General features: G+C 60.3%; 11 protein-coding genes, 4 pseudogenes and 1 other annotated feature. Of the genes and pseudogenes, 1 reads left to right on the forward strand and 14 read right to left on the reverse strand.

Features of this window, described 5'->3' with window-relative positions:
• Positions 1-7 precede the first annotated feature (7 nt).
• The 4 genes from fliD to AC57B6_RS13000 form a co-directional block, all read right to left on the reverse strand.
• Complete coding sequence (fliD, locus tag AC57B6_RS12985; RefSeq protein WP_496421503.1) at positions 8-1,513, reverse strand: flagellar filament capping protein FliD; 1,506 nt, start codon at positions 1,511-1,513, stop codon at positions 8-10.
• Positions 1,514-1,670: 157 nt separating this feature from the next.
• The gene (locus AC57B6_RS12990; RefSeq protein ID WP_496421504.1) at positions 1,671-2,816 is read right to left on the reverse strand and encodes a flagellin; all 1,146 of its coding nucleotides are present in this window, start codon (positions 2,814-2,816) and stop codon (positions 1,671-1,673) included.
• Between the two features lie 1,202 nt (positions 2,817-4,018).
• Complete coding sequence (gene iscB / locus AC57B6_RS12995; RefSeq protein WP_496421505.1) at positions 4,019-5,296, reverse strand: RNA-guided endonuclease IscB; 1,278 nt, start codon at positions 5,294-5,296, stop codon at positions 4,019-4,021.
• Between the two features lie 412 nt (positions 5,297-5,708).
• Positions 5,709-6,029: a transposase gene (locus AC57B6_RS13000; RefSeq protein WP_496421506.1), complete on the reverse strand. Its 321-nt coding sequence runs from the start codon at positions 6,027-6,029 to the stop codon at positions 5,709-5,711.
• A gap of 377 nt (positions 6,030-6,406) precedes the next feature.
• On the opposite strand from AC57B6_RS13000, the pseudogene AC57B6_RS13005 reads away from it, so the two are divergent.
• A pseudogene (locus AC57B6_RS13005) lies at positions 6,407-6,961 on the forward strand (cache domain-containing protein); the annotation flags it as partial.
• A gap of 402 nt (positions 6,962-7,363) precedes the next feature.
• Here AC57B6_RS13005 and AC57B6_RS13010 read toward each other — a convergent pair.
• From AC57B6_RS13010 to AC57B6_RS13055, 10 genes and pseudogenes are all read right to left on the reverse strand, one after another.
• Positions 7,364-7,684: pseudogene (locus AC57B6_RS13010) on the reverse strand (IS21 family transposase); the annotation flags it as partial.
• Between the two features lie 2 nt (positions 7,685-7,686).
• Positions 7,687-8,040, reverse strand: coding sequence for a hypothetical protein (locus tag AC57B6_RS13015; RefSeq protein ID WP_496421553.1), 354 nt, complete (start codon positions 8,038-8,040; stop codon positions 7,687-7,689).
• A gap of 7 nt (positions 8,041-8,047) precedes the next feature.
• The gene (locus tag AC57B6_RS13020) at positions 8,048-9,418 is read right to left on the reverse strand and encodes an IS30 family transposase (protein WP_315696626.1); all 1,371 of its coding nucleotides are present in this window, start codon (positions 9,416-9,418) and stop codon (positions 8,048-8,050) included.
• A 46-nt stretch (positions 9,419-9,464) separates the two neighbouring features.
• Positions 9,465-10,405: pseudogene (locus tag AC57B6_RS13025) on the reverse strand (IS3 family transposase); the annotation flags it as partial.
• Positions 9,999-10,115: a sequence feature (AL1L pseudoknot), on the reverse strand. Its footprint overlaps the pseudogene before it by 117 nt.
• Before the next feature lie 347 nt (positions 10,406-10,752).
• Positions 10,753-11,766, reverse strand: a complete 1,014-nt coding sequence (locus AC57B6_RS13030; RefSeq protein WP_315696627.1) for an IS110 family RNA-guided transposase — start codon at positions 11,764-11,766, stop codon at positions 10,753-10,755.
• A gap of 251 nt (positions 11,767-12,017) precedes the next feature.
• Positions 12,018-13,055: an IS110 family RNA-guided transposase gene (locus tag AC57B6_RS13035; RefSeq protein ID WP_315696628.1), complete on the reverse strand. Its 1,038-nt coding sequence runs from the start codon at positions 13,053-13,055 to the stop codon at positions 12,018-12,020.
• 157 nt (positions 13,056-13,212) lie between these two features.
• Positions 13,213-13,871, reverse strand: a pseudogene (locus tag AC57B6_RS13040) (DNA adenine methylase); the annotation flags it as partial.
• Between the two features lie 15 nt (positions 13,872-13,886).
• Positions 13,887-14,936 carry a relaxase/mobilization nuclease domain-containing protein gene (locus AC57B6_RS13045; RefSeq protein WP_315696629.1) on the reverse strand — a complete coding sequence of 350 codons (1,050 nt, stop codon included), beginning with the start codon at positions 14,934-14,936 and terminating at the stop codon, positions 13,887-13,889.
• Position 14,937: 1 nt separating this feature from the next.
• Positions 14,938-15,459, reverse strand: a complete 522-nt coding sequence (locus AC57B6_RS13050; RefSeq protein WP_315696630.1) for a plasmid stabilization protein — start codon at positions 15,457-15,459, stop codon at positions 14,938-14,940.
• A 10-nt stretch (positions 15,460-15,469) separates the two neighbouring features.
• A complete protein-coding gene (locus AC57B6_RS13055; protein ID WP_315696631.1) occupies positions 15,470-17,029 on the reverse strand; it encodes an LPD7 domain-containing protein in 1,560 nt (519 codons plus the stop codon).
• Positions 17,030-17,036 lie beyond the last annotated feature (7 nt).

A 17,036-nucleotide genomic window follows, 5' to 3' on the forward strand; every position in this document is an offset into this window, starting at 1 on the left:
CCGTGGTTTATCCCTTGTTCGTCGCCAGCGCGCCGGCGCTGTTGGTGCCGCCGAACAGGGCGGTCAGGTATTGCGAATTGTTGTTCATCGTCGCCATCAAGGTATTCAGGGCGGTGAACTGCGCCTGATACTGGTTCGTCAACTGTGTCGTGTAGTCGGCGAGCGCGGTTTGTTGCGTGGTGATGCTCTTCAGGTCGGCATTGAGCGCGATATTGCGCGTGTCGATGATGCCGCCGGTCTGAGTGAACGTGGTGATGCTGGAGTTCAATTGCTCGGCAATGCCGTTGGTCGAGTTGAAGAGCGATGCGACCGTGGCCGGACTGCTCGTCAGCGCGGTGCTCAGCTTGTTGCTATCGAGCACCAGCGTGCCGTCTGCCGGGGTGCTCTTCAGCGTAATGCCAATCGAGGCTAGGGTGGTGCCCGAACTGCCCGAGCCGACCGAGCCACCGATGATCGTCGCGAGCCTGTTCCTGATTGTCTGCAGTGTCGAATCGCCCAGCAATGGGCCTTGCGAGCTGGACCCAGCGTTGTACGAGGTCAGCGAGGCCATCGTCGTGACGACGGTGTTGTAGAGGCTCACGAAATTGGTGATCGCGGTCTTCTGCGATGCGGTGTCCTGCGAAACGGTCAGCGTCTGGGTGGTGCCCACCGAAGCCGCCGCCAGATTCATTGTGACGCCGGCAACGGCTGTGGTCACGGCATTGCTCGAGCTGCTGGCGGCGATCCCGCCGACCGTGAATTGCGCATCTTGAGCCGACGCGCTCTGAGTCCAGGCATTGGCCGAGTTCGCCGAGGTGATTGTCGATGCGCCGCCGGTGGTGCTCGCGGTCGACGTCACACCGAGGCTCGTCAGGCCGTTATCAGTGGTGACGTTGCTGGTCGAAACGTTGATGACGTTGGCCGCGCCTGTGCTCGCCGAGCGCAGCACAAGGTGGGCGCCGGTCGTGCCGGTCACTATGGTCGCCGTCACACCGGGATTGCCGCTGCCGGCGTTGATCGCGGAGGCGATGCCGGCGAGCGTGTTATTGGTGCTGTCGACGCTGATATTCATCGACTTGCCGCCCAGCGAGATCGTCAGCGTGCCGGTGCCCAGTTGCGTAGTGGCGCCGAATGCCGCAGACGACAAGGCTTGCGAGCTAGCAATCTGTGTCACCGCGACCGAGTAGCTACCGGCAACGGCGCCCGCGCCCGCCGTTGCCGTCAGGCCGGTGCCGCTAGCGGTGGCCGCGAACGTCGACAGCGTAGTGCCGTTGGCGAGATTCGTGATGCCCGACTGCAGTGCGCTCAGCGCGGAGCTCAGTGCACCGTAGGCGGACAGCGTGGTGTTGTCGGTGGTTTGTCGTGCCGCCAGAGCCGCGGTTTGCCCTGCGATCTTTGCGTTCACGAGCGCCGTAACGAGCGTCGACACGTCCATCGACGAATTGCCCGTCGAGCCGCTGATGATCGATTGAGCGGCCGACTGCAGCGCAGCATTGGCGCTTGCTGTAGAAGACGAGGTTGAGATCGAGGACATGCAGAGGCTCCGGGCGTTTAGGAATCTGTATTGGGTGGCGCGCGATACTACATCACTGCGTGATCGAAATACACAGCGGGAGGCATGCCTCCCGTCGTTTGAAACCCGGCGATGCGCCCCGCTTGCGCGCGGCGCATCGCCGTTACTGCGTCAGCTCTTACTGCAGGAGCTTCAGAACTTGCTGCGGGTTCGAGTTAGCTTGCGCCAACACCGAGATACCAGCTTGCTGCAGGACTTGTGCCTTGCTCAGGTTGGCCGTTTCTTGTGCGAAGTTGGCGTCCGTGATTTGCGATTGTGCCGACGACAGGTCAGTCGATTCAGCTTGCTGCGACGTTGCGATTGCGGTGAAGCGGTTTTGCGCGGCACCCAGTGCAGCTTGTAACGTGTTGACGGTCTGCAGTGCGTTGTCGATCGAGACCATTGCCTGATTCGCGCCCGTGACCGTGCTGATGTCGAGGCCCGAAACCGTCGGCGGGCTGTTGATCGCATTGATCTGATTGACCATGGCAATCGCTGCTGATGAGGCTGCGCCAGTGGTCGGCAGCGCAGCGGTGCTGATTGCCAGGTTAGTGATCGCGGTACCGGTGCCCGCGGCCGTCCCTGCCGTGAAGACTGCCGAAACGGTGCCTGACGTGAGCGCCGTGTTATTTTGGTCGGTGAAGGTGTAGCCACCCTTGCCGTCGGACAGGACGTTGATCGACGTGATCGTCGCGCCGGTGCTCGTGTACGCGCCACTTGCCGACAGGCTGACCGCGATGGTGCCGACCGTCGCGCCCGTTTGTACCAGGCCACCACCGATCTTCGCCGCCGACATAGACTGGCTCAAATCGAGGCTAACCGTCTGACCAACGTTCGCGCCGACCTGGAACGACACGCTGCCTGCAGAGCCGTCCAGAATGTTCGTGCCGTTGAACGTGGTTTGCGAAGAGATACGGTTCACTTCAGCAATCTGCGCAGAAACCTCCTTCTGGAGTGCTGCCTGGTCGCTCGACGAAAGGCCGCCGGTGGAAGCTTGCACGGCCAGCTGGCGGATACGTTGCAGGCTGGAGGTCAGGGAGGACAGTGCGCTCGATGCAGTTTGAATCATCGATACCCCGTTGTTCGCATTCGACACGCCCTGGTTCAGGCCGTTGATCTGCGATTGCATACGCGTCGAGATTGCCAGGCCTGCTGCATCGTCAGCCGCGCTGTTGATGCGCTTGCCCGACGACAGACGGGTGATGGCTTGCGAGAGCGCGCTTTGCGAGCCACTAAGGTTTTGCTGTGCAACCAACGAGTTGATGTTGCTATTGATTCCGAGCATAAAAATCTCCTGATAGAAAGGTTACCCACTACACGCCGCATCGGCTCGGCGGGACGTCCGATCATTGTTACCCGCCTCAGGAGATGATATCGGCCTCACTCTAAAAAACTTTACACCCGTGGATGGAACCGAGGAAATCCAGGCGAGAACACAAGGTCGATGGACGAATTTCCAGCCGAAAAATCCAGAGTTGCGGCGTAAATCGCAAATCCGGCTGCGGCGTCTCATGCGGGCGCTTGACGAAGTGCTTATCGGATACAATTTGCGCACGTGTTCAGGGTTGACGGGACCAAGTGCTTGTGAACCTGCGCGGTGCGCAGGGCGTGTTTGGGATGGAGGACACTTCGTCCCCGAGGCAGCCTCGACTAGACGAGGTACTAGCCCGATTGCGCCACTGCAGCCTTTTGATCAAAAGTACGTTGATGGACGTGCCGAACAGCAAATGCAGCGGAACCAACTATCCTCTTGGTCGAGGGCGTCGTTCCCTTCATCCCAATCGTCGATCGCCAATACGGCAGTGCAGTCATGCCGTCGCAGCGGCACACCCAATAACAGACGCTTACGATAATCAGCGAGTGTCTTCGATCTTTCAGTCTCGATGATGGGCTGCTACTGCCGGTTCGTCGGCGGCGTTGTGCGCTCAATCAGTTTAGCGAATTGATCGGAAAGTGTTTTGCCACCCACTGAACCGTGGGGACGGCGCCAGTTGTATTAGAACTTTCACTCCGTGATGCTCTGCTCGACCGATGGCTCGCCGGGCGCATGTCGCAACAAGAACCCGTCCGGGTCAATAAGTTGGAGGCGTTCAGGTGTGTTGAAGGTTCCGAGATCGGACGGTTTTTGATGCACTCAGCCATAAGGCGCCGTTGCAATATTTCGGCAAGGAACTGGCCGCATCGGCCCCGGGAAGGATGTGTTGGATCGCATAAGACACATTCTCGATTATCGGTCAAGAAAAAGCAGGGTATCCTCAGCGCTTCGGCGAGGGTAGACGACCGGTACGCGAAATCGTGAACGGCCATCGACGTCTATGCACCGATGGCTTGTGAGACTTTCATCTTCTTCACCTGACCGCAGACACCTGGAACCGAACGCTTCTATTGATCGGATTGCGCGGCACGTCCGGGCGAAACCAACGGCTTCACCACCTTTGCGCACAACAGGTGGCATCGCTCCATTCTGGTTGAAACCATGTCTGCGGATCACGCGACGGAATAATCGTAGCCGTCGGCTCGTTGCAAGATAACGCAGTGGCGATAGCTAACTCCCTGAACCACCCCTTGCGGCGTCTGCACATTGAAACTGCCGCTCGCGCGAACAGCAACGCGGCCAACATGGTTGCCAGCTTTTTTCCCCGCGGGCACGTTCGCTTGCACGCGATCTCCAGTTTGAAAGCCCCGCACGCGTTTACCAGGCATTAAGTATCCGCGAGGGAATCCCTGCGCGGTCACGCGAGTTCGTTGATAACTGCCGCGTCCCTTACATTTAATTTGGAGCGTCGGCCTCTGCCATCCTGACACGGATCCAATTGTGCCGACACAAACTGCAGCAAGTGCCTGAGATTTCGGGAGCTCTAATCGTGCCCGATTCCATTTGGTACGTCCACCGCTCGAGAGCTCCACAGAAATACCGGTATCCTTTAGTCGGGCTGCGAGCGCCCCGCGCGAGCCAGCAACAGCGGCTACATCGGCCTGCGGATCTCTCACCGTACGCGCCATCCGGGCATGCGTCGCTTCGCCGGCGTCGAGTTCATGCATGTCCTGAGCGGCCGCACAGGTAGAGCAGGATAACGTCAGATTCGACGATACATCTAGGCCGCCTCGCGCTTGCGACACGATGTGCCTGATTTGCAGAGGCAGGCCTTCCGCACCACAGTAGCCGCACTGACGCTGCCATTTTTCGAGCAGATACTCCCGGAGCTCGTGTGTAATCAGTTGGTCCTGCTGATGCCTACTTCCGGTTATTTCCGCTTTCTGAAGCGCCTCCGAGTCAAACCGCACCAGCTCGGTCGCCAGCCGCGATATCGGTGTCCAGCGGATTAACCGTATCACCCATGACATTGTAGAGTCGACTCGATGCTTCACGCTGGGGGGCAACCAACCGTCCTGCCGGATGACGTTGTGAAAACGTGGTGCGCGATACCGCAGATTAGCGCTCCGCCGGCGACGACGAAAATTACGGCGCGTTGCGAGCGTCTCGCTGATCTGTCGCCCCCTATGCATCAGTTCAAACAGGTTGAGAACGGCCGTACCTACGCCCCCTTCCCTGACTAGAGCAAGGCCGGTTACTTTGCTACCGGGCTCAATTTTGACGACCAACGGTTGAAACTCGCTATTGCTGGTCAAGCGGTCAGTCAATCGGATGACAAACGGCAAGATGCGATGCACCCTCGCACGTCCGCGCTCCAGCAGCAGCCGAGCACGTTTCTCCGAGCACGGCATCAACGGCCTGCCGCGTTTATCGAGCACAAATACTGACATAGATTCTCTTCCGTCCTTTACGGGACCTTGTTACGGGAACCTTGCGGCTCCGCTCCCCTCGCCAATGTTGCACAGCAGCGCGCCCTCGCGACTCGTTTCGTGCTTGCCCGAAGCTTGTCTGCAGTCGGCGGTTCCAGAGTCCGGAACTGAGGAAGCATTCCGGAGTGGGTCTTGAACTTCTGTACAACGTAGCCCATGCAGGGCTTAGGCTGGTCAAACACAGGCCTTCTCGAAGCCTTGGCCTTACGGCCCGGGCGATTGACTGCTGGCCGCCTCAGTAGGGATATCGGCCGAGATGGCAGGAAACTTTAGGCTGGTGCTGGAAAAGATCAGCGCCTCGCAGGGCATTGTCTGGGTAAGTGGATGTGCTGGTAGAGTGAGACGGTGAAGAACTCGAAGCCGATCTAAGTGTTCACAAGAAATTGACTTGAAATCTGGTGCCGTATCCGCCGAGCGGCTCAGCGAGTTCAGCGTCGATGGTTTCCCTGGTCCACGCGACGAAGCGTCGCCAGTGGTATTTGAAGTGCTTCCAGACGATCTCGATCAGATTCAGCCCGGGACTGTACGGCGGCAGATAGAACAGGAGTGCCTTGTGTTCGACGAACAAGCGGTCCAGCGTGTCGTGGTCGATGCGGTGATGGATGCTCGCGTTGTCGAGCACGATCACAGTCGGACGGCCATCGCCCTTCCGGATCAGCGAGTCGAGAAATTCGACGACATCAGGGCCTTTCACCGTTCTGGCGCTCGCGGCATAGATGTCCAGAGACCACGCAGGGCGTCGACCAGTGCTTTTTGCGGGATCCGTTCGAAATCCCTGTAACGGACAAGTTAGACCGACAGCGTCGACAAGAGCACACCGGCCGGTACGATTCTTCCTGGTCGGTTTGCTATGGCACTCGCCCGCGCGACGAAAAAAAACCGACAGGTCGTGTCGGCCGAAGGGTTTTGGCCATTCTGAGGGCCATGCCAAAACCTGAGAGGCGCAAATTATTGCATCACTTGACGTTCAAACCGGCAGCCGGCCAGCATGGTGTTTACCCCTATGAAAATATGGGAGAGATACGTCGTTATACTTGGTTACTTTATCCATAGCGTGGCGACGGGTCGGATATGAAAGATCTAACGTTTGCGCAGAAACTGTGGCTGCCCCTGTTCCTGAGCGTTGCCTGTTTGACCGCGATCACGGGATTCGACGGATGTTCGTTGCGTGAGGTGCGGATCGAAGAGCGCGAGAACGATCTGGCCAACAACGCCGAAAACGTGGTCAGCCTCGTGAGCGAATACGCCGATCTTGGCCAACGCGGGGTGCTGACGCCTGAGGCAGCGCAGAAGGAAGCCATCGAGCGCATCAAGGGCATGCGCTTCGGCAAGGATGGCTACTCGACAGTCTGACCGCCGAACCGCGGACCGAGGATGCTGATGCACCCGTTCAAACCCGAGCTGGTGGGTCGGACGCTCGGCGATTTCAAGGACGCCAACGGCACGCTCCTCTATCGGGATGCTGTCAACGTCGCGAAGGCGAATGGCGCGGGTTTCATTCACTATGTCTGGCCACGCCCTGGTGAAGACCGACCGGTGCCCAAGCTCACCCGCGTCGTGAGCTTCAGGCCGTGGGGCTGGATTTTTCTCAATGGTGTCTATACAGACGACATCGATACTGCCTTCCACCATTCGTTGATCCGGTCCGGCACCATTCTCGTCGCAGCCGCACTGATGCTGTCGGTCGTGATCATCCTCCTCAATCGCGCACTGCGGCGCGCACTCGGTGGCGAGCCGGACTATGCGGCAGAAGTTGCACGGCGCATTGCGGGTGGCGATCTGAACGTGCCGGTCAATACCCACGGCACCAGTGAATGCAGCGTACTGTATGCGATGGAAGAGATGCGCGCGCAGCTCGCCCGCGCCGTCGCTGCAATCAAAGCTTCAACCGAGTCGATCACGTCAGCCACCCGGGAGATCGCAGTCGGCAATAGCGATCTCTCCCAGCGCACCGAAGAGCAAGCGGTGTCCCTTCAGGAAACCGCGTCGAGCATGGAGCAGATGACATCAATGGTGACGAACAATGCCGACGTACTCCTCCCACAGCAGTTGCAGCGTGACGCCTTTACGGCGCAGTTCCCGATGAATGACGCTGCAATCCGGTTCGATCCGCTTCGATGGATCGGGCGACGACGCCGGCGACAGCACACGCCGTTCAAGCTCATCCTCTTCCAGTGGCTCAATTGCCACCCAGTCGAGTCCTGCTGCTGCGGCAAGCTGAAGATACTGGGTGATCGTCGCAAGGCCGACGCCGAGAGCGCCCCGCACCTGACGGTGTGTGAGATTGCAAGCCAGCTTCAGGCGAAGCACTTCCTTGATTCTGCGCATGGTTGTCCGGTGAGCCGGCATCGTCAATATCTCCCAAAGGGAGCTACCTTAATGCCGACGGATTGATCCATACGCAGCACCGCCAACCTGAAACTGACGATCCGCTTCGCTTTGCCGAACGCTGGTTTCGGGAATCCGAACAGGCATTTCGGCAAACCGAACAGCCGTTTCGGAACACCAGCGTTCTCGTTCGGCTTCAACCGAAAACCCTGTTCGGCTTCGCCGAAATACGCATACAGACCGTTAATCGTTTCAGCCAGCGCATTGTAGTAGGAGTCACCCACGCTGCCCACCGAGGGCTCGATACCTGCTTCGGCCAGCCGATCGGTGTAGCGGATCGAAACGTACTGCTTAGGTTCAACGGGTCGTTGCAACACCTAATGTTTATGACGCAAGTAGTAGATCTCTTAGTGCTTCTGCTGGTGATTTCCATCCAAGGCTTTTACGCGGTCTGCAATTTAGTGCGTCTGCGACGGCATCAAGTTCGCGCTGCGTGTACCGGCTGATGTCGGTGCCTTTCGGAAAGTATTGACGCAACAGACCATTCGTATTCTCGTTGGTCCCGCGTTGCCAAGGGCTTTGAGGATCGCAGAAATAGATCTCCAGACCCGTATCGATTCGAAGTTGCACGTGCTGGGCCATCTCTGCGCCTTGATCCCATGTGAGCGATCGCCGCAAGTGCTCAGGCAATAACACGATCTTCGCAGCTATGGCATTGCGGACGGCCTCCGCTCCATGACCCGCCAAGGGTGGCCCATTCTTGGCCCGCACGCCAGTGCCATGTCCCTCCATAGGTGGGAGATGGAGCAACATTGTGTAGCGGGTAGTCCGCTCGACCAGCGTACCCACTGCGGATCGATTAAGGCCGATGATCAGGTCACCTTCCCAGTGACCCGGAACGGCACGATCATCAGTCTCAGCCGGACGTTCACTGATCATGACCTCCGGAGTAATGAAATGCTTTCCTCGCTGTTGCGTCCTGGCTCGAGGCACACGAAGTGCACGGCCCGTACGCAAACAGGCAGTAAGCTCCTTCCGCAGAGCGCCACGGCCCTGAATGTAAAGCGCCTGATAGATGGCTTCGTGAGAGATTCTCATGGATTGGTCTTCTGGATAGTCGGCCTGCAATCGTCGACTGATCTGTTCGGGACTCCAGCAGGTGCCCCAACGACGGTCCGCGCGGCGCCCTTGCCGTCGTCCTTTCCATGGTACGTTGGGTCCGGCAATCGGCCTGCCTTCTGAATCGATGACCGCTCCCGCCAATCGACTCTGCACATAATTCTTTAATCTATCGTTCCTGGTCAGTCTGGAAGCTTTCGGACGTTCCGCGGCCCGCTCAGCTTTCCATTGAGCAACTGTCGCCCTGTATATCAATGTGCCGCTACGGGTTGCAGCATTACGGCGCAACTCGCGCGAGATGGTCGAAGGTGAGCGCTGCAGTCTTCGCGCGATCTCACGGATCCCGCAATCCTGCGCCCGTAGCAGCGCAATTTCCTCGCGTTCAGAAAAAGACAGATAAGGCGCAGTGCCCGGCGTCAGCTCGATCGGCGGCATTCCGCCTGCATCACGAAACCATCTTGGCCCCAAAGGTTGGGACACGCCACACGCGCGCGCCGCAGCCTCGCTCTCCATGCCTTGCGCGACACAAGTCCAGAACGCTCGCTTTGTCTCTCGCTGATTGACACCTGGCCTGCCGGGCGATTGCATTATTGGTCTTCCTGTCTGTTCCGAACCCCAACCCTGTGGTCGTCCCATTTGACACCTCCTTTAGGAGATGTTGCAACGACCAGTTGAATCCGCCCTGCACGCCGCGGTCGCTGTGATGAGTCAGCCCGTCCTTCTGCGCCGGCTGCCGTTCGTACAGGGCCTGCTCCAGCGCATCCAGCACGAAGTCCGTATGCGCCGGCGCCGACACACGCCATCCAACAATGCGCCGGGCAAACACGTCGATAATGAACGCGACATGGACGAATCCCTGCCAGCTCGATACATAGGTAAAATCTGACACCCACAGCGCATTGGGTCGTTCGGCCTTGAACTGCCGCTGCACGCGGTCCAGCGGGCAAGGTCTCGAGCTGTCGCTAACGGTCGTCCTGATGAATCTTCCGCGCCGCACACGCCGCAGGCCCAGCTTCTTCATCAACCGCTCTACCGTGCAGGGGGCCACCTGGATGCCTTCGCGTGCGAGTTGCAGCCAGACCTTGCGGACCCCGTACACCTGGAAGTTCTCCTCCCACACGCGCCGGATTTCCCCGCACAGCATCGCGTCACGCTGGGCCCGCGCAGGCAGACGTGCCGGATCGGCCCGCCGGGCCACATGCTGGCAATACGTCGACGGGGCGATCGGCAGCACCCTGCAGCTCGGCTCGACCCCATAGACCTGCCGGTGATCATCGATGAACGTGATCATCACTTCGGTGGGCAGTCGAACTCCGCCTGTGCGAAATACGCCGATGCCTTGCGCAGGATCTCATTGACCTGACGCAACTCGCGAACCTCCCGCTCCAGCGCTTTCAGCCGCTCCTGATCCGGGCTATTACCATCAGCCCGCAAGCCACGATTGCGTTCGTCCTGACGAACCCAGCTGCGCAGCGTTTCGCCGGAGCAGCCCATCTTGGCGGCTATCGACGCGATCACCTTCCACTGCGACTCATGCTCGCCACGGTGCTCGTGAACCATCCGAACCGCCCGTTCACGGACTTCCGGCGAATACCTCGGTGACTTCTTCTTGACGTTTTCCATGGCTCCATTATATGGACGCCCCCCCGTTTGCAAGGGATTTCGAGTTTCGACGTGACAGGAACGATTCGCAGCTTTATATCCGTACATGGACTCCCGCCTATGAACAAGAGTGGTTTGCATTTTTTCGAAGGTCACGACTGCGTCCGTACATTCGGCTTTTGATGTGCTTGCTTTCGGCACGAGCCATCATGGATGTTTGCGCGCTTGCACCTCATCGGCCTGCTGGCTTCGTACTGCAGCCGCCGGATATATCAGGATCTGCAAGCGCCGGTCCGACCGGTTCGCCATGCTTGCCGCTTCTTGCGCAATCGCGGAAGAAATGAAAGTGATTGAGAAGTTACAGGCTGCTACGCCATCTTGAAGCTGTCATTGCTCACCAATATTGCCCAAGCGATTCGCGCCGTCTTGTTCGCCAGAGCGATCGCCGCGACACTCACGTGGCGGCGTTGCATCACAGCTTTGATCCAGCGGCTATGCCGATCATCGTGGCGATGCACGAAGCGCATTACTGCACGCGCGCCCTGCACAAGCAGGGTTCGCAGATAGGTATCACCGTGTTTTGTGATGCCACCCAACTTCGTCTTGCCACCGCTTGATCGTTGCTTCGGCGTCAGCCCTAGCCACGCCGCGAACTGTCGCCCGTTTTTGAACTGCAACGGATCCCCAACGCTGCTGAACAACGCAGTCGCCACGACTGGCCCGATGCCCGGAACCGTCGCAAGCCGCTGGCAACCTTCGTTGCGTTTAAATATTTCGGCAATCTCGGCGGCAAGTTCATCGACCCATTGCTGCAAGGCCGCCAATTGTTCGAGGTACATCGAACCCAGCCGCCGCAGCAGGGGTGTGATCCGGGCATCGGTATCCTTGACGAGCGCAACAATACCCTGCCTTAACAGGGGAAGACCCACCGGGAAGACGAACCCCTCCTCAGCAAACATGCTCCGGATCTGGTTCGATTTCGCTGTTCGCTCATGGATAAGCCGCTCGCGCATGCGATGAACGGACTGCAGCGACTGCTGTTCGGCGCTCTTGATCGGCACGGGGTGAATGTCGGGCCGGGAAACCGCAGAGCAGATGGCCGCCGCATCATTTGCGTCGTTCTTTCCGCCCACCAGAAACGGCTTTACATACTGCGTGGGCAACAAGCGTACCGTGTGACCTAGCGAGGTCAATTCGCGCGCCCAGAAGTGCGAGCCGTGACAGGCCTCGATCCCAACCAGACTCGGCTCCAGCTTTGAGAAGAACTTCAATACTTCAGCTCGACGGAGCTTGCGCTGTATGACCGTTTTACCGCTACGGTCAACGCCGTGAAGCTGGAAGACGTGTTTCGCAATATCAAGACCGATGATCAGCGCAGGCATGTCGAATCTCCCGAAAGTGGTTCGGAAAGTGTGCGCCCCGAAGGGGGCGGGAGTCCATGCCATCAGCCTTGTTGCAGCTCGTTCTTCTGCTGCGGGCCACTATGGAATCCGCTGATCCACGCCTCATTTCTCTCTCGAGCTCGCAGCTCTTGGAGCCATTCAGGTTTCGCAGATCACGGTCCGACCTGTGTTGCCATCACTCTCAATTCCCAACGCAACCTTCAACGTTCCTCTTTCACAGAGCCAATCTCTCACGAGACGCTTGCCGTGCCGGCAGGCCTCACGCTCACGTACCCCTTCTGGTATGGGCGATCATGAGCAAGCACCGCCCAAATTGTCCGCGCGATCCTGTTTGCCAGCGCGACAATGACCACGTTCGGATGCCGTCGCTTCTTCAACTGCTCGATCCACGGACCGGGCTCGTTCGCATGGATCAAGACACTGCGCGCACCGTGAATCAGTAGTGTGCGCAGATAGGTGTCACCGCGCTTGCTGATGCCATGAAGATTCACCTTGCCACCCGAGCCAGTTTGCCTCGGCACCAGTCCCGCCCACGCGGCAAATTCGCGCCCGGATCGGAACGCCTTTGCGTCGCCCATCATTGCAACTGCCGCAGTCGCGGTCAGCAATCCCACGCCGGGAATCTCGCTGATCGCTTTCACGGCACGGTCGTCTTTCTTCCATTCACGCATCCGGCGTTCGATCGCCGCGATCTGTTCATCAAGCTTCGCCAGTCCGGCCCACTGCTCACGCAATGTGTCGATGAGCACTGCAGGCAAACGCTCCGCAACCCGCGCAAGAATTCCGGGTATTGCCTTGTCAAGCGAAGCTCGCCCTTTGGCCGACACTTCGCCGTACTCGGCTAACAATCCGCGCAAGCTGTTGATCTGCATTGTCCGGAACTTCACGAGTTGCTCTCGCGCTCGATGCAGCGCCAGCATTGCTTGCTGCATTTCGGTCTTTACCGCGACCGCCTTGCCGGGCTGTTGCACAGCAAGCCAGATCGCTCGGGCATCCGCTGCGTCGTTCTTGTTGCGAATGTTGAACGCCTTCACGAATTCCCCCGGCATCAGCTTGACCTGATGCCCCATCTCCACCAGCTTGCGTGCCCAGTGATGCGCTCCGCCGCACGCTTCCATTCCGATAAGGCAAGGAGCCCGGTTCGCGAAATGCTCGAGAAACGCAGCGCGTTTTATTGGCTTGTTCACGACCTCGCCCGTGTCCTGATTTATGTAATGCACCTGGAAAACAGTCTTTGCAATGTCGATTCCAACTGGTGTCAGATTCATCGCTAGCCTCCGCTTCGCCGTGAAGATTCATGTGATCTTGCGCTATGAGCGCGCTCACGTCGAAGGCCTGTGCCTCGCGATGCGGGAGGGAGGCGTCCATACCATTTCTCTCAGGAGTCGGAGTCTCCGGAAAACCCGGGGCGCTTCAGTCTCTGTCAAAGCCTGCGAACAGATCGTGAAATGCTGCGTGATCCTTAGCGTAAGGATCGCACGCCCCTGCAGCCCCCTCGACGCGGCTGCCATTCGTTCATACTGTCCGAATTCGAAGGGCACACTGCCAGTATGGCGGGCCGAGATAGAAGAATGTGTGCGGCCGATCGTACCGGGTCACGCATGTCTGCCAGTCCAGTTTTTCGATGTAGGCGCCCGACAGTCGAAGATGTGCCGCAGATAGCGTCTCTTCGAGACGCAGAAGATTGAGCCCGGGTGGCGAGGTCGTCGCCGTGCCAAACGTGCGCCCTTCCACGCGTCCGCCGAAGCAGTTGTGCTGCAGGTAGTAAAACCGCGCGGCACGCTGGATGTCTGTGAGCGTATGCGGTGGCGTATCGCTCAGCTACCGGAACACCTCCCGGCTGCTCAACACCCACTTGAATTGCCTCACGAACTCCTCCAGATGATGCTGCACGACGCGGTACAAGTTAATCAGACCATCATTAATATCATTTGGGACTTCTACCTTGGCGGGCGGCCGCATGAAACCAATGCGGCCGCACCGGCAAACACCTCCACGTAACAAGTATGCGGCGGAAAGCGCTGAATGAGCACGTCCGCGAGCCGCCGCTTGCCACCTATCCACGGAATGATCGGCATCGCCATCACGGCCTCCTCTGCCTAGCGCTCCACCCCGGCATCCGGCTCATCCGGAAACAGTTCCCGTTGCCCTTCACTACGGCCTGCGTGACGCAACCCCTGCGCGTGAACTGGTTTGCGACGCCGTCGCTGTTCGTGTCGCCCGTTACGCTCCACCGATGGCCCTTCGTGCTGCACTGGCATCGTCTGAACGAAGTCCATGACCACTGCCGCCAGGCCGCGATCGTCCGAACTCTGCGAGCCAGCCATTGCATGCGCCACGCCCTGCCACGCTTCGAGCGCACCGGCGTGCGCGTCCCACAAGGCAAGGCGTGCGTAGTCGTCGAGCTCCGGCCGCCAGTAAAGTGGTGCATCACCACGTGCAGCCATGTGTACGACGGCCTGTTTCGGATGGCGGCGCGTCTCGCCCCTGGCTAGTCGGTGCGTCGCATTGGCTTCGACACCGTGCTCGCGCAACTGCCTTGCAAACCGCTCGCGCCAGCGCTGCAGATCCTGCTTTCGCGGATTGAGCCGCTTTCCGTCCGATCCGCGTACCTGGACCGTCAGATGCACATGTGGATGCGCCTCGTCATCGTGCGCGGCAAAGACGTACCGCCTGCCGTCGCCGAATTCCTCCGCCGCGAACGCGCGCGCGGCGTTGCGTACCGCCTGCCGGTCTGTGCCGGGCGGCATCGAGAGCAGCACGTTGAACACTTCCCGCCTGCGGCTTTCTTCCGGGATACCCCAGCCACCGAGGTGCCATGCATCCGTCAGATCGTCCAGTGCCTCACGGCCGAGCATGGTCGTCCCGTCCTGATCCTCGAGCTCGACCCTCCCGTTACGCGAGACGTAGCGCAGATGACGGCGCACTGCGCCCATGCCCTGTGCGCCGGACGCCTTGTTCGTGATCTTGACCATCACCTCCGGGGTACGCCTGAGCGTGCGGGCAAGCTGCTCGCGCATGCGTCGTACATCGCGTTGCAGTTCGCCGCGTGACATGCGCGGTGCACGCACATGCCGTAGCGGATCATGAAAGAGCCGGTCTCCCCAGTTCAGCAGCATCTGGTCGACCCAGGTTTTCGGGAACGACATGCTAGCGGCTCCAGCGATCGAGGTTGGCGCGCAGCACCTGCATGACCGTGCGCAGGTGCGTATCAATCACGGCACGCGTGTCCTCAAGCACGCGCCCCGCCTCGCGCGCGCCACCGTGCGCCTGCAACCGTCCGAGCAGCGTCACGATCGTGGCCAGATGCTGGTTCGAGTCTGCAAGCAGTCGCATCTCGCGCTCGCCCAGTTGCGGCTCATGCACGAGCTGCGCGCGGATCACCGCAACTATCCAGCGATTGACATTCATTCCACCAGTCAATGCACGTCGTCTGGCCACTTCGAGTTCTTCCTGGGTGAGACGGATCTCGATGCGTTCGCGATGCCCGTCGACCGGAAGGCGAAGATGCCCGGACACAGGCACCCCGTCTTGCGACTCGCCCTGGCTCAGCACACCGTGGACCAGTTGCCGGACAGCGTCGGCCGCCGTTACGCCATGAAGCGCACACCATGCCTCCCAACGTGATTTCGCTCGCCCAAGATCCACACACAGTCGCGCACGTGTGGGCATGCCTGTGCTCCTACAGAGACGGTGGCGCGGGTTCTGTCGGGCCACGCTCTACCTCACGGCTCGGGACGCGCTCCGTAGCCGTGCGGGTCCGGCGGCTGCGCGCAGAGGGCGCCTCGGGATCGAATACGTGCGGTCGTGGAACCGTGACACCCTCGGACTCGAGCGCGCTCAGCAGCCGTTGCGCGCGCTGCTGCACGCGTGCAATGGATCGCTCGCTGAAACCTTGCTGCCGCATCGCGGCGGTCAGCACCGCCATCTGCACGACGCGCTCCCCGGGAGACGCGATGGAAGGCTCGCGCCGACGGGCGGTCTGCGCCTCTTCGGGCGTCGCCGGCACAGCAGCTTCACTTCTTCCGGCTTCGCCCTGTCTCTCTGTCGCCCTAGGGCGCGACGGTGTCCGCTCCTGTCCCACGACATCGACCTGCCAAGTATTGCGATAGACCTCACTTTCCTCTTCGCCGATCACGTTTCCCGTCGCGTCGAGAACCGGGACCTTCACTGTCACGAGACGCCGGCCAAGGTTTTCGAGCATGACCTGCTGTCCGGCGAGCACGCCGGAGTCCGCCACGGCCCGTTCCAGATCCACACCCCAGACAACATGGTCCGCACCACCAGTATCGCGATAGACGACGTAATACGAATCGCTGCGCGCAGGATTGTGCTGATACGGCGCACCGCCATGCTCGACCAGTTCGCCCATATAGCGCTGCCGCTCCTGTCCCTCGGACTCGGCAACGCGCGGCCCCGTTTCGGAGGCTGGAGCGGTTCGGGGCGGCTCCGCCGGCGCGGGCGGAGCCGGCGCACGAGCCTCTGGCTGCCGGGGAGCATCGCGCCTCGCCGATTGCGCCGCCTGTGATTCGGTGGGGCCAGGCGCCACCTCGGGCGCTTCTGGTCGATTCGCAGGATCCTGCGCGGCCGCGGTCGTTTCCATCACGTCGATGCGGTTCGTCATCCGGTCACGGCGGCCTTCGGCCAGACGGGCGAAGTCGACTGCCTTCGGCTCGTATCCGCTCACCTCGATGCCGAGCAGCGTTGCCTGTACCCACACCTCTCGCCGGAACTGCTCGTGACCCGACACCCGGATCCGCCCCCAGGCCTTCGCACGGGCCATGTCGACCATCGACTCGACGACATCGGGCCGGTTGTGCTCTGTGACCAGATACCGGCCGATGTCCTCGAACGCGAGCTGATGCGGCGCATCCTTCAGGAAATACTGGTTGCCCGCCCGCAGGTAGCGCTTGCGCACCGTCTCCGGCGGACTGCCCAGCGGTGCCCAGCGCGTTGCGGATGCGTCGTCGGTGCCACGGGACGCCGCCTGAGACGCCGGTTGCCGTACAGTGGCCTGCGACGGGGCGTCCGCCTGGATGGCCTGATCGCGCAGCCGCGCCCGCGCTGCATCGAACTCGCGGCGCCGGCGCGCGGCCAGTGCGTCGGCCGCGGTCTGATCGAAACGCCTCGCGCCCGCGGCCCCGCCCTGCGGATCCGGGATGGGTGGCGGGTCCGGCTCGATCACGTTGATGACAGGTTCGTCGGCATGCGGGCCGGAAGAAGTTGCGGTTTCATCCATCATGGATCTC

Source organism: Paraburkholderia sp. BGA-UO-ETr-F12, assembly GCF_059567945.1.